This is a genomic window from Kluyvera sp. NPDC087067, assembly GCF_044745165.1.
Taxonomy (GTDB): Bacteria; Pseudomonadota; Gammaproteobacteria; order Enterobacterales; family Enterobacteriaceae; genus Kluyvera.
Genome location: NZ_JBIUZS010000002.1, coordinates 441,776 through 455,770, shown reverse-complemented (window position 1 = coordinate 455,770; position 13,995 = coordinate 441,776). Strand labels below are relative to the sequence as shown.

General features: G+C 47.2%; 11 protein-coding genes and 1 tRNA gene. 7 read left to right on the top strand and 5 right to left on the bottom strand.

All coding sequences use genetic code 11. From position 1 onward, the window contains the following. Positions 1–2 precede the first annotated feature (2 nt). The 3 genes from tssE to tssB form a co-directional block, all read right to left on the bottom strand. Positions 3–419: a type VI secretion system baseplate subunit TssE gene (gene tssE, locus ACIPDS_RS07510; RefSeq protein ID WP_400734303.1), complete on the bottom strand. Its 417-nt coding sequence runs from the start codon at positions 417–419 to the stop codon at positions 3–5. Then, positions 416–1,888 (bottom strand): type VI secretion system contractile sheath large subunit, encoded by a 1,473-nt coding sequence (gene tssC / locus ACIPDS_RS07505; protein WP_400734301.1) that lies wholly within the window; start codon positions 1,886–1,888, stop codon positions 416–418. The genes tssE and tssC overlap by 4 nt, the downstream gene beginning before the upstream one ends. 282 nt (positions 1,889–2,170) lie before the next feature. Further along, on the bottom strand, positions 2,171–2,674 hold the full coding sequence (tssB, locus tag ACIPDS_RS07500) for a type VI secretion system contractile sheath small subunit (protein WP_400734299.1): 504 nt from the start codon (positions 2,672–2,674) through the stop codon (positions 2,171–2,173). 622 nt (positions 2,675–3,296) lie between these two features. On the opposite strand from tssB, the gene ACIPDS_RS07495 reads away from it, so the two are divergent. The 6 genes from ACIPDS_RS07495 (at position 3,297) to ACIPDS_RS07470 (ending at position 9,785) form a co-directional block, all read left to right on the top strand. Next, entirely contained in the window at positions 3,297–3,815 is a 519-nt protein-coding gene (locus tag ACIPDS_RS07495) for an Hcp family type VI secretion system effector (RefSeq protein WP_400734297.1), read from the top strand. Positions 3,816–4,028: 213 nt separating this feature from the next. Continuing rightward, complete coding sequence (gene tssI / locus ACIPDS_RS07490) at positions 4,029–5,984, top strand: type VI secretion system tip protein TssI/VgrG (protein WP_400734295.1); 1,956 nt, start codon at positions 4,029–4,031, stop codon at positions 5,982–5,984. A gap of 2 nt (positions 5,985–5,986) precedes the next feature. Continuing rightward, positions 5,987–6,811, top strand: a complete 825-nt coding sequence (locus ACIPDS_RS07485; protein WP_400734293.1) for a DUF4123 domain-containing protein — start codon at positions 5,987–5,989, stop codon at positions 6,809–6,811. After that, the gene (locus ACIPDS_RS07480) at positions 6,790–8,430 is read left to right on the top strand and encodes a hypothetical protein (RefSeq protein ID WP_400734290.1); all 1,641 of its coding nucleotides are present in this window, start codon (positions 6,790–6,792) and stop codon (positions 8,428–8,430) included. Before ACIPDS_RS07485 ends, ACIPDS_RS07480 begins: the two co-directional genes overlap by 22 nt. Before the next feature lie 8 nt (positions 8,431–8,438). Further along, the gene (locus ACIPDS_RS07475) at positions 8,439–9,380 is read left to right on the top strand and encodes a hypothetical protein (RefSeq protein ID WP_400734288.1); all 942 of its coding nucleotides are present in this window, start codon (positions 8,439–8,441) and stop codon (positions 9,378–9,380) included. A gap of 120 nt (positions 9,381–9,500) precedes the next feature. Continuing rightward, positions 9,501–9,785, top strand: a complete 285-nt coding sequence (locus ACIPDS_RS07470; protein ID WP_400734285.1) for a type VI secretion system PAAR protein — start codon at positions 9,501–9,503, stop codon at positions 9,783–9,785. Positions 9,786–10,531: 746 nt separating this feature from the next. On the opposite strand, the gene ACIPDS_RS07465 is transcribed toward ACIPDS_RS07470, so the two are convergent. Continuing rightward, positions 10,532–10,607, bottom strand: a tRNA-Phe gene (locus ACIPDS_RS07465). 105 nt (positions 10,608–10,712) lie between these two features. Then, a complete protein-coding gene (locus ACIPDS_RS07460; RefSeq protein ID WP_400734282.1) occupies positions 10,713–11,420 on the bottom strand; it encodes a DUF554 domain-containing protein in 708 nt (235 codons plus the stop codon). A gap of 403 nt (positions 11,421–11,823) precedes the next feature. Between ACIPDS_RS07460 and ACIPDS_RS07455 the strand changes: the two genes are divergently transcribed. Then, positions 11,824–13,959, top strand: coding sequence for an ornithine decarboxylase (locus tag ACIPDS_RS07455; RefSeq protein WP_400734280.1), 2,136 nt, complete (start codon positions 11,824–11,826; stop codon positions 13,957–13,959). The last annotated feature ends 36 nt before the right edge of the window (positions 13,960–13,995 follow it).

The window sequence follows — 13,995 nt, the reverse complement described above, 5'->3', positions numbered from 1 at the left end:
TGCTACTCCACCCGATAATGCTGACTGCCGTCTGGTGCCATATCAAATTCAAGCACATCGTCGATGCCGTTAAATGTCACCCAAGCTGTGATATGGAAAGTGATTTCATGAGGGCTTGCCGCCTGAGGAAGTTCCGCCAGAACTTCAGCATGTGAGATTCGGGGTTCATAACACTCAATGCACTGCACGATGGCCCGGCTCATGGCGATGCGGTAATTATCAGACCCTTCCGGCTCTTCGATGCCCAGTTCCGGGGTGCCCCGACAACTGCCGGAGCGGGTGTTCAGGATATTACGCAGGCTTTGGCGAATTGACTGTCTGAAAGCATCAATATTACTGCCCCCCCGCCAGTTTCTGGCAGGAGGGTTTTCCAGACGCTCAAACAGCGATCCGGCAGGCCTTTCGCGCTCCGGTATCACTTGTCTAATCGCCCGACTAAGGACAATTCAAATGACGCACCCATGTATTTAAAGTGAGGTCGTGCGGAAATAGCCACCTGATACCAGCCAGGCTCGCCGTCCACATCCAGTACCTCAACTTTAGCGCCACGCAGGGGCTTACGGCTGCGGACATCAGCTGGTGGGTTTTCCTGGTCAGCAACATACTGGCGGACCCAAATATTAAGTTCCCGCTCCAGGTCGCTTCTTTCTTTCCAGGATCCCAGCTGCTCGCGTTGCAGAACTTTAATATAGTGTGCAAGTCGGTTGATAATGAACAGGTAAGGTAACTGTGTACCCAGCTTGTAGTTGGTTTCTGCATCTTTGCCCGGAAAATGCTTAGGTTTCTGAACTGAATTAGCGGAGAAAAATGCCGCGTTATCGCTGCCCTTGCGCATAGTCAGGGTGATGAATCCCTCTTCAGCCAGCTCAAATTCACGGCGGTCAGTGATAAGCACTTCTGTCGGGATCTTGGCCTGAATCTGCCCCATTGATTCATACAGATGTACCGGCAGATCTTTTACTGCGCCGCCGCTCTGTGGACCAATAATATTGGGGGCCCATCTGTATTTCGCGAACGAGTCAGCTACATTACTCGCCAGCATCCAGGCGGTATTGCCCCACAGGTAATGTTCATGGCTGTGGCTGACATTTTCGGCGTAGTTGAAACTCCTGATTGGATTTTCGGTGGCAGAATACGGCTGGCGGAGCAGGAAACGCGGAGCGGTAAGCCCCAGGTAGCGAGAGTCTTCAGAATCGCGCAGGGCGCGCCATTTTGTGTAGGCCGGGCTTTCAAAGATGGCATAAAGATCTTTGATATTCGGCAACTCAGTCCAGGAGTTTAGCCCCATAAATTCCGGCGATATGGAAGACAGGAAAGGAGCATGAGCCATAGCGCCGACGGCGCTAACATAGTTCAGCAACTTCATGTCCGGCGTGGTGTTTTTGAACTCATATGCGCCTAATACGGCGGCAATAGGTTCACCGCCGAACTGGCCGAATCCGCTGGAATAAACATGCTTATAGAAACCTGACTGAGTAATTTCTGGCGCGAACTCGAAATCGTCTAGCAGTTCTTCTTTGGTTACATGCAGGATATTAACTTTAATATTTTCACGAAAATCAACGCGATCCACCAGGGCTTTCATTGAACGCCAGAATGACTCTAATTGCTGAAACTGAGGGGCGTGAATAATCGCATCCATCTGGCGGCTGATACGGGCATCAATGTCCGCAATCATACTATCTACGGCCAGTTTATTTACCGGTTCTGCTGGTGAGCTTGATTGCAGGAGGCTGGCAACGAAAGCTGTTACGCCCTGACGGGCAATATCATAACCGTCAGCGCCGGGCTGGATACGGGTTTGTGCCATGATTTCATCAAGCAGCGACGGAGCATGGCTTCCCTGTTCAGTGCGGGCGGAAACAAGTTCTTCTTCCTGTAAAGACATACTGAAAATCCTTGTGTTGATCTGTATTTCTGGTGCCAGGTTTCACTGTCAGTAGAACATCTTCCGCCAGTGTGGCTTCATCTGCTGGTACCCGTTGGTATGGATGATTTCATCCATCAGACATCCAATCTTCTGGTAAAGAGCCGCTGTCAATACACTCCGTGATGCTGCCGCTTGTTCCGCTGATACCTAACCGGTATTACTGCCTGCGTTATTGCGTCATCGGTTCTGGCTGTATCTTTCCGCAAGTCCATACCAGGATAATCTTCCTGAAAACAGTGGTTACTGGTTTTCTGCCTGGCTGATTTCACGTAATAACTGTTCGCGGGATTCTTCATTTTCCAGCAATGCCTGAAGCTGGGCACGAAATGCAGGTAAATTACCCAGCGGCCCTTTTAATGCTGTCAGTGCTTCGCGTAGCTCCAGCAATTTGTTCATCTCCGGCACCTGTTTTGCCACGCTGTCGGGTGAAAAATCGTTGAGAGATTTGATTTCCAGCGAGACGTTCATCTCATCGTCATCTTTTGCGTCATCTTTCAACACTGCCGGAACTGCAAAATTCAGGCTAATAGCTGCTTCTGCCATTACTGAATTGAATGAGTGTTTGTCGATTGAAACCATTTGGCGTTCATCAAGTGGCGCTGTTTCCTGTGAGTTACCTGTATCACCCACTATTAACATATTGAGGGGTAATTCCACCTCAGAAGGCTCACCGTCAGTTTTAGGAACGTAAGAAATATTAATGCGTTCTTTAGGTGCCACGCTGCCGTTATAATTTTTGCTCATAGAAATCATCCATCAGATTACGTTATATTTTCTGCATCTCCATACAGGCCATGAAACAATGGAATGCCGTGCGATTAAAAACTCTGGTAATCATTTTACGCATAGATTTTTTTTTGAGAAGCACTTTTTTCAAATTAAATACAGGAGTATTCTTCTGCTTTGTTATTTTATTTCAGGAAGTCTCAATATAATAAGAAATGACTCAAAAGAAGTTTGTTAGATTGGTTTTATTTTCTAAGTTTTTGTTTTTAATGGTATTTTTTATTTGTTTTTGTAGGGATGTCTTGAACCCATTCATACAAAAACGTTATTTTCATGTGGTAAGAAGACTGGTGAATGATATCTTTCTATAAGATGATAAAAATTAATTGATATTATATATATCCATGGGTAAATATTGTGGTTATTTTATATGCGTCTACTTCGATATGTGTTGTGGATATATAAGTGTGTTATTTAATTATTGCGTGAATATTTTACCTTTACTAGTTGTTCGGTTTAGCTTCTATATGAAGCAAGCTAAAGTTATAGAACTTGACATATAGTTTACTTATTTTATCTGTCGAAATTATTTCGGCGGATGTATGTAAGAAGTCGTTAATCACTAACAAGGAGTTTATAAATGCCTACACCGTGTTACATCTCAATTACGGGGCAAACCCAGGGAAATATTACCGCTGGTGCATTCACCGCAGATTCAGTCGGCAATATCTATGTGCAGGGTCATGAAGATGAAATGCTGGTACAAGAATTCCAGCACAACGTGACTGTACCAACCGATCCGCAATCCGGGCAACCGAGTGGTCAGCGTTCGCATAAGCCTTTCATTTTTACTGTAGCGCTGAACAAAGCTGTGCCTCTACTGTACAACGCGCTGGCTTCCGGTGAAATGCTGCCAAAAACCGAACTGCACTGGTGGCGTACCTCTGTTGAAGGCAAACAGGAACATTATTTCACCACTCGCCTCACGGATTCGACAATTGTGGATATGAAACTTCATATGCCGCACTGTCAGGATCCAGAAAAGCGTGAGTTCACGCAGTTGCTCGAAGTTTCACTGGCTTACCGCAAAATTGAGTGGGAGCATGTCAAGTCAGGTACTTCCGGTGCTGACGACTGGCGTGCACCGCTGGAAGCGTAAGAATCAACAGCATCCCGCTTTTGCGGGATGCTGTTTTTTTTTGCGCTAGCAACAAAAAAACAGTGCCAGTAAGGGGTTACGTTTTTTACGGGAGATGGTGGACGCCGGAAAATGCGGTGATAACGTGCCTGAAAGTAAGCGTAACACTGTACTGTCATTCGCCGCTGTCAGATAAAAGCGATTTTATTTCCCTGTTAATTCATGAGGTTATTAATGTCTACAGGATTACGTTTCACACTGGAGGTGGACGGCCTGCCGTCGGACGCGCTGGTCGTGACGTCCTTTCATCTGAGTCAGTCCTTCTCCGAACTTTTCTCCCTCGATATTTCGCTGGCAAGCCAGCAACTTCTCAGCATCGATTTCTCTCAGGTACTGGAAAAACCAGCGCACCTCAAAATCTGGCAGGGCACGGAGATTCAGCGCCGGGTGAACGGCATTGTGACCTGGTTTGAGCAGGGGGAAAACGACGGGCACCAGATGCTGTACAACATGAGAGTCCGTCCGCCGCTGTGGCGTGCCGCGCTGCGCCATAACTCCCGAATTTTCCAGAATGAGGACATTAAAAGCATCCTCGGGACGATACTTCAGGAAAACGGGGTCACGGACTGGAGTCCGTTGTTCAGCGAGGCGCATCCGGCAAGGGAATTCTGCGTGCAGTACGGTGAAACGGATTATGACTTTCTGGCGCGGATGGCCGCGGAGGAAGGGCTGTTCTTTTACGAAGAGCACTCACCGGACAGCGATGACCAGAGCCTGGTGCTGTGCGACACGGTGCGCTTTCTGCCGAAGGCGTTTGACATCCCGTGGAACCCTAATACCCGCAGCGAAGTGAGCACGCCGTGCATCAGCCAGTTCCGGCACAGCGCACAGATACGCCCTTCTTCCGTTATCGGCAAGGACTACACCTTCAAACGTCCGGGCTGGGCGGGCCGCTTTGAGCACCAGGGTGAACATCAGGATTACCAGCGCACGCAGTACGAGGTGTTTGACTATCCGGGACGCTTCAAGGATGCACACGGGCAGAACTTCACCCGCTGGCAGATGGAGGGATGGCGCAATAATGCCGAAGAAGCCCAGGGGAAAAGCCGTTCCCCGGCAATATGGCCGGGACGGCGTATCACGCTGACGGAACATCCGCAGGTGAGTCTGAACCGGGAATGGCAGGTGGTGAGCAGTGATTTGCAAGGAAGCCAGCCGCAGGCAGTGGCAGGACGTTCCGGCGCAGGCACCACCCTTGAGAATGATTTTACGGTGATCCCGGCAGACAGGACCTGGCGGCCGGTACCCCAGCCCAAGCCGTCGGTGGATGGCCCGCAGTCAGCGGTGGTCACTGGCCCGGAAGGCGAGGAAATTTTCTGCGACGAGCACGGTCGCGTACGGGTGAAATTCAGCTGGGACCGCTATAACCCACCAGACCAGGACAGTTCGTGCTGGATCCGGGTAGCGCAGGCATGGGCAGGTGCCGGATTTGGCAATCTGGCTATCCCGCGTGTGGGGCAAGAGGTAATAGTGGACTTTCTGAACGGCGACCCGGATCAGCCGATCATCATGGGTCGAACCTATCACGCCCAAAATACCCCGCCGGGTGGCCTGCCGAGGACGAAGACGCAGATGACGATACGGTCGAAGTCGTATAAGGGCAGCGGCTATAACGAATTGCGCTTTGAAGATGCTACCAATAATGAAGAGATTTTTCTGCATGCTCAGAAAAATATGCAGGTGAAAATACTCAATAGTAAGGATGTGCGGGTAAATTATGATCGCACAGTGAGTATTGGCCATGATGAATCCCTCGCTGTGGCAAATGATCGAAAAGTGACGGTGGAGGGGAAACAGGATCATAAAACAACTAAGGACCATGTGAGCCTGGTGGAAGGCAATCATGGTTTAGAAGTGAAAGGTGATTTGGCCCAAAAAGTGGCTGGTACGCTGGGTATCAATGTTCAGGGAGATATTGTTCTTCAGAGTGACAGCAAAATCAGCCTTCGTGTAGGCGGTTCTTTTATTGTGGTACATGCAGGCGGCATCGATGTCAGGGGGCCGAAGATAAACCTTAATGGAAGTGGTAGCCCGGGAGAAGTCATTCTGCCCATGCGTCCGGCCATTCTGAAGGCAGCAGCAGGAGAAGGTACCATGTTTGTGGCTCATTGCCCGATGGATAAGGAATAAAAATGCTCCCTATTCGCTACGCTATTATTGATGGTGCTGTCATGAAAGATCTTATGGATTTTCTTTCCGCACACAATCCACCACATGCCTGTTTGTATTCAGAACCGCTTCAGCCTGAATTAGTGGAGCTTGCACCTTATTTGCTCGAAGTAACACCAGCAGTTGAGAAGTGGCTACAGTGGAATACTAGTCCATGGGGTATATATCTGACAGCAAAAACGACGATGCGTGTATTGCGACAACATCTCAGAAAGTACTTGCAAGTTATTCTTCCAAATGAAACGAAGCCTGTGATATTTCGTTTTTATGATCCACGCAATATTTGGGATTTTCTGAGTGTATTGTCTGATTGGGAGAAACATCTTTTCCTCGGCGATATTAGTCGAATAGAAACAAGTTATCGGCTACAACAAGATGTCTCTTTTAAAGCTCTTCACGAAAGGTATCCTGCAACGCAAACCATAAAATCGAAGTTAATGTCTATTAGCAAAGAACAATATTCGTTATTAGAAATTATCTTTGAACGCCGATATGTAAGAGAGTTGGCTGAAACAATGAGAGCAGTATCCTTGCCTATGAATAAAGTTTCTATTGAATGGGCGAGTGAGTTGTTTAATTACCTTCGTAATTTAGGAATCACAGACCGAAGAAGTATAGATGAAATAGCAAAATTATTTACCAGAGAGAATATTTTTAAATTGAGTGATATACCTCACCAGTATGCGATTGTTTTGGAAGGGACTACGCACCCAGGGCATTATCGGGCAGAGCAATTACTACTAAATATTAACGGTGTAATACCAGCATGGGAAAGGAGTTTTTTATAATGCCAATAAGCCTTACAGCGGGTTCACCAAAATGTAACTGTAACAATCCTGATACTTGTACGCATGCCCTTAAAATTATAACAACAGTCCCGGAAGAAACGTACGAATATAAACAAGGTGAATCTTTACCTGTTATCTATCTCCACGATAGAGACGCAGAGGGCGTTGATATTACAACAACACTTACAGGAAAAACATGTGTTAGTAGCAATCCAGATTGTCCATCAGGCGTAATATATAATGAATACTATCTAAGTCAGCTTAAAAAAGGCCGAAATGATAATAAATTGAAATATTTGAGTTACGCAGAGAAACTCAAATTAACAATGGAAGGTAACAGTAACGTTAACATAAAAACACCTGGATCTGGATATATTTATGAAACATTAGAATATCTCGATATAGTCAAATTTTTGACTGATGTTGTTTTTGAAGGTATCGAAAAAATAGATAGAACTGAATATTCATTGCAAGTTGGGGAATGCCTCGGTCAACCTATCCAGGAAATGATTTTTCCTCTTAAAACGACGGCGAATGATAGAGCGAAATATCCTATATTTACCACTGTAGATACTCGTATAATCGTTTATCCAAAACTCGTTTGGGAAGTCGATGTTAATATTGCTGCTTCTGAAAATGACGGCACTAAAGAACTGACTGACGATGAACGATATGATATTGTTCAGGGCAGATCTCAAAATGACCAAATGAGTGTCGGGAAATATGCCATCACACGGGGTGTTAACATTGACGGAAGCGCTTCAATTACGGTAGGAAGCGCTAGTAAAGATTATAAAAAGACGATAGAGAAAGAGTTTACGCGTTATAAGGATAAATTATCCTTGTTGAGAAATGCAGAAAAGACAATTGATACAGTCACTGATCTTTTTAGAGCGGATGATAAGAAAATACAATTGCTCACTGTTGATATAAAATATCCATCGCTTAATATTAAAGGCAGTGGTGAACTATTGCTCAGAAAAGACAATAAACCATATGTTAAATGCGGTGTGGATGTTAATCTGGCTCCATTGATTCAGTTTACTATCACTCTTGATTTGATTCAGGAATTTGCTGCGTATTTTCATCAGGAGAGAAATATTGCCAGAATCAGAGAAAAAGCACAGTCACAGGAAGATGATGTTAAAAGTGGAGAAAATGGTGTTTATGCCAAAGCTGTTTTGAATATTATTGTCACCGGGGAGGTTAATCTATCCTATCGCTATGCCTCTGATGAAGATAATGAATTTCACTCTGAACTGGGTGACAAAAATGAAGGCAGGCTCAGTTTGTCTCTTGAGTCGAAAGTTGAAGCGGGACTTAGGGTTGTTGTGGTCGAAGCATTTTTTAGCGCGGAAGCGAATATATCAGCTGAGTGTTGCTTTGCATTGGATGAGAAACAAAAGAAAGACTTAGAGCTTACCTTTTATCACAATGGGGTTGTAATGTATGCGAAATATAAAATTAAAGTGAATATTGGGGACTCCAATGAGGATCAAAGTGCTGAGGCAGATAAAACAAATATCGGAAATAATGATTATTGGGAGGAAGGGGAAGGTGAATGGGTTTTATGTAAGCCATTAACTAAAGATGTGTCACCCTATAAAATTAATTTTTAAGGTTTTATATGAGAAAATTACTAGTAGTTGTCTTTTTATTTTTTTCACTAAATTATTTTGGTGGTGATGATATGAATGATGTAAGATATACAGCATATTTTAATACTAAAAACAGTAATTGTATTTTATCTGTAAATGGTTTGGATTATCTCAGTACTTTAAAAGGATCAAGATCAATAAGTACAGGTAGTGATGTTACTGATGCGTTGGAAAACAATGCTGAAAATAATATTGGGCTAATATTTTTCCCTTCTGAACCCGAGGTGAAAAGTGATGAGTATTACTGTGAGGTGAAGTTAGTTAGATCTGTAAATAATAATCGGGATGATATGGTGACATATTTTAAAGTGATTTTTGATGGTAAGGGAAATAGATCATATAGAGATTCGAATGGATATTCCATTCAAGATATTAATGACAAAACAGGTAATGCTATTATAAGAGGGATATCTAACAGGATAAAGTTTAAAGGTGATGAAAAACCTGAAAACTGGTTAACTGCGTATCGCAAATTTACAGTTTCAGGTATACCAGAATGGAAGTGGACTAAAGCTTCCCCACAAATAAATGATTTAACATTACGTAGTAGATTAATAGATTCATATAAAGAATTAATAAATGATCTCAAGATCGGCGATCTCACAACTATTAAGAAAAAATACTCTCTCGCCTTAGATGAGTATGCTAAAACAGATTTGACCAATGATACTGATCTGTTTTTTAATTCAATCGGGATTGTTAACGCTGTACAAAAAGGAAAAGTTAATTTAAATCCTGACTGGGATACTTTTAAAGTATTGACCTATCAGAATGATAGAATGTTTTGCTTAGGGATTGGTGGTGCGAGTAGAATGTCTCCTATTCAATTTTTTAATGCTGATGGGAAGCGCATATTTTCGTGGAACCCATTCTTTGCTGTCATCGATAACAAGGTAGTGCTGGTTCGTTGAGTACCAAACCGGTAATAGCCTTTTATTTCTTGTTCTGAATTTAATATGCAGGGGTAATAATTTCTATAGATTATCCCTGACAAATAGAAAATTCATAGGTGTGTTGTCCCAGGAGCAAATATGCCCTTAGCCGCAAAACTTAACGATAAAGGTACTCAGCATGATGGGTACCATGAAACAGTAATCACAGCGGGTTCTCCAACAGTCTTTATTGATGGTATGCCCTCCGCCCGTTTGGGTGATCCCTTGACGCCCCATAGTAAGCTAAAGCATCCAGCACATCCTCGAAAAATCGCCAGTGGTTCTTCAACGGTATTTATCGATGGGTTACCCGCAGCCAGAACAGGTGATGCTGTAGATTGTGGTGGTGTGATAATCGGCAGCGGAACGGTAAATATTGGATAGAAATTTGTCTGTAATTTCTGATAAATATATATTTTACAATTTTAATTTTTCCGTCATTTTATCCTAATGATTGCCGGGACTTCTACGGCAGCGTAGTTGACATATGAGCCAGCAATGGTGGACGCGGAGGGGAAGGGGGAGACGATGATGCTCTCGCGGTTCGAATACACGTCACGTGGGGAACTGCTGGCGGTGTTCAACCATGCTGGCATTCAGGTACGCGACTTCCTGTATTATCCGTATCATTCGGTATGGAAGATGGGCCATCGGTATGCGGATAGGCCGCAGATGCGCTGCTGTGTCATAGGGCAGTTAAATCCGATGACCGCTACGAGTACGAGAAGAGCCGCCTCAAATTGAATTGTGGTACCCATGGAAGTGAGAACCGTAATGATCTCCGGTAATCCTTTCTGGGATTATGAGGGAGTGAGTAAGCCTATCGGCGCGGTAGCGCTTTGGACACATCAGAAGCGATGCTGTTTGCCTTCTCCTGACCGGACAAAACCCGGATGTTGCCTTGCTGCCATGAATCTACCAGGCAGGCATACGCGTTGGAAATAGTGTTGATTGGCAATTTGAAGACTGGCAGACCTCTGCTCAGTGATCGGAAGAGTAGGGAGTTGCTAGAGGGAAATGCTCAGACTGGATGGTAGAAGCCAGGCTGTGGCAAGAAGCCAAAGCGACCAGAAATCTACAGTAACTCTGAAAAGCAAAAAACCAGCCCTTAGGCTGGTTTTTTTAAATTTTGGTGCCCGGACTCGGAATCGAACCAAGGACACGGGGATTTTCAATCCCCTGCTCTACCGACTGAGCTATCCGGGCAACGGGGCGCATTAAACCGTAATCGCCGCGCCTCGTCAATGAAATTTATGAAATTTGCGGCGAGTTGCACAATCTATCACCACTTCCCGCATTGTGCACGTCAGTTCAGGCAAAAAATGCCGTCCAGGCTGCCGATAGCGGCATTGCCAGCAGCAGCGCGGGTAGCATATTGACCACCGCAAACATCTTGATTCCACAGATGCGCAGGCCGGTTGCCAGCAGCAGCAGGCCACCCACGGCGGTAAAATCAGCCATCATCGCGGGCGTGGTGAGCGGGAGAATCAAAAAAGCGCAGAATGCCAGCGACAGCTGGATAACCAGCATGGGAATGCTGATAGCGCAGACCGCAAAACCCAGCGAGCAGGCAAAAATCATGGCGGTAAAGAAATCGAGAAACGACTTGGCAATAAGAATCGTCGGGTCACCGGTCATTCCTTCATGCATTGAACCGAAAATACCGGTGCCGCTGGCGCAAAACAGAACGATGATGGCGACAAAGCTCTGAATAAAGTTCTCGTGCTGATTGCTTTTGCCGGGCTTGAGCATCCGTTTTTGTACGCGGGAGACCGCGCTATTGATACCTTTTTCCAGGAAACAGACTTCACCTATCAGCGCCCCAACCAGCGTGGCGAGAACCATCACCGGCATGTTGGCGCACTTGATCACCAGCAGCAGGCCAATACCCAACGAGGCGAGACCAAAAATTGAGGTCATCGACACGCGAATACGCTCCGGTAAACGCTGGCTAAGTAGCGCACCGATCAAACCGCCGAACAGTACCGCACCGGCATTAATAAAAGGCCCAATGACCACATTCACTCCTGTTAATTATTTCGGGATCCTGCATTATTATGGACTGATTAACCGCTTCAGTGCTTGCTTTTCCGTGATATGGGTGCATAAAGATTTCGTCTTGCGCCCTCTGAATAAAGGTGCAATGATTGCGCGAAATTTCTCCTTCCTGATGGGGCTGCCTGCAATGACATTCTTGCCATTACATTGCCACTTTGCTTTTTGGCGAAGGCCTGCCCGTTCACCATTCACCATGCGGTGAAGACGACGCACGCTCACTGCAGGACAACAGTAAGATTAGACGCTGTCTGCTTTTACTGATGTCTGGCATTCGGAGCTGTAACCCAGCGATACCCAGACGCTTCGTGGGGCAAGGCTAACGCTTTGTCCGGGATTTTACTTTCTCAGGCGGGTCGTTACGCTTATGAAATCAATGAACATTGCTGCCAGTCGTGAACTGGTCTCTCGTCTATCTACCCATCGCGGCGTGGTGGCGCTGGACAGTACCGACTTTACCGATGTTGCAGCAGTCGTCATCACGGTGGCGGACAGCCACAGCGGCATTCTGGCCTTGCTCAAGCGTACCGGTTTTAATCTGCCGGTGTTCATACTGACGTCGGACGATATCATTGCGCCCGAAGGCGTTAACGCGGTGATTGCGGGCAAAGAGCAGGAGTGGCTGGAGCTGGAAGCCGCGGCCTGTCGCTATGAAGATAAGCTCCTGCCGCCGTTTTTTGACACCATGACCCAGTACGTTGAGATGGGCAACAGCACCTTTGCCTGCCCGGGGCATCAGCACGGCGCATTTTTCAAAAAGCACCCGGCCGGTCGCCAGTTTTATGACTTTTTCGGCGAGAACGTCTTTCGTGCCGATATGTGCAACGCCGACGTTAAGCTTGGCGATTTACTGATCCATGAAGGTTCGGCCAAACACGCGCAGAAGTTCGCGGCGAAAGTGTTCAATGCCGACAAAACCTACTTTGTGCTCAATGGCACCTCGGCGGCTAACAAGGTGGTGACCAACGCGCTGCTCACCCGTGGCGATCTGGTGCTGTTCGACCGCAATAACCACAAATCAAACCACCACGGCGCGCTTATCCAGGCGGGGGCCACGCCGGTCTATCTGGAAGCGGCGCGCAACCCGTTTGGTTTTATTGGCGGGATTGATGAGCACTGTTTTAATGATGCCTACCTGCGCGAGCTAATCCGCGAAGTGGATCCGCAGAAAGCCGAGGCCGCGCGTCCGTTCCGTCTGGCGATTATCCAGTTGGGCACCTACGACGGCACGATTTACAACGCTCGCCAGGTGGTGGATAAAATCGGCCACCTGTGCGACTACATCCTGTTTGACTCCGCGTGGGTCGGCTACGAGCAGTTTATCGATATGATGGCCGACACCTCGCCGCTACTGCTGGATCTTAACGAAAACGATCCGGGCATTTTTGTTACGCAGTCGGTGCACAAACAGCAGGCCGGGTTCTCGCAAACCTCGCAGATCCACAAAAAAGACAACCACATTCGCGGTCAGGCGCGCTTTTGCCCGCATAAGCGTTTGAATAACGCGTTTATGCTGCATGCTTCAACCAGCCCGTTTTACCCGCTGTTTGCGGCGCTGGATATCAACGCCAAAATCCACGAAGGGGAGAGCGGACGCCGCCTGTGGGCAGAATGCGTGACGTTAGGCATTGAAGCGCGCAAAGCCATTCTGGCGACCTGCAAAATGATCCAGCCGTTTATTCCGCCGGTCGTAGAGGGTCGTTTATGGCAGGATCACCCGACCGAAACCATCGCCAGTGAGCGTCGTTTCTTTAGCTTTGCGCCGGGCGAGCGTTGGCACGGTTTTGACGGTTACGCACAGGATCAATACTTCGTCGATCCCTGCAAATTGCTGCTGACCACGCCGGGGATCGACGCGGAAACCGGACGCTATAGCGATTTTGGTATCCCGGCGACCATTCTGGCTCACTATCTGCGTGAGAACGGCATTGTGCCGGAGAAGTGCGACCTCAACTCGATCCTCTTCCTGCTCACGCCAGCAGAATCGCCGGAAAAGCTGGCGCAACTGGTGGCGATGCTCGAACAGTTTGAGCAGCACATCGAAGACGACACGCCACTGGCTGACGTGTTGCCGACCATCTACAACAAATACCCGGTACGCTATCGTGATTACACGCTGCGTGAACTATGCCAGGAGATGCACGACCTGTACGTCAGCTTTGACGTGAAGGATCTGCAAAAGGCGATGTTCCGCAAAGAGAGCCTGCCCGCGGTAGTGATGAACCCGCAGGATGCCAATAGCGAATTTATTCGCGGCAACGTTGAGCTGGTGCGCATCAGTGAGGCACAAGGGCGGATTGCCGCCGAAGGTGCGCTGCCGTATCCGCCGGGCGTGCTGTGCGTGGTACCGGGGGAAGTGTGGGGTGGCGCGGTACAGCGCTATTTCCTGGCGCTGGAAGAGGGCGTCAACCTGCTGCCCGGCTTCTCGCCGGAGCTACAGGGGGTATACAGCGAAAAGGATGCCGACGGTATTATGCGACTGTATGGCTACGTGCTGAAGTAGTCTGCGGGTTCCCCTCATCTTGCCAGGATGGGGGGA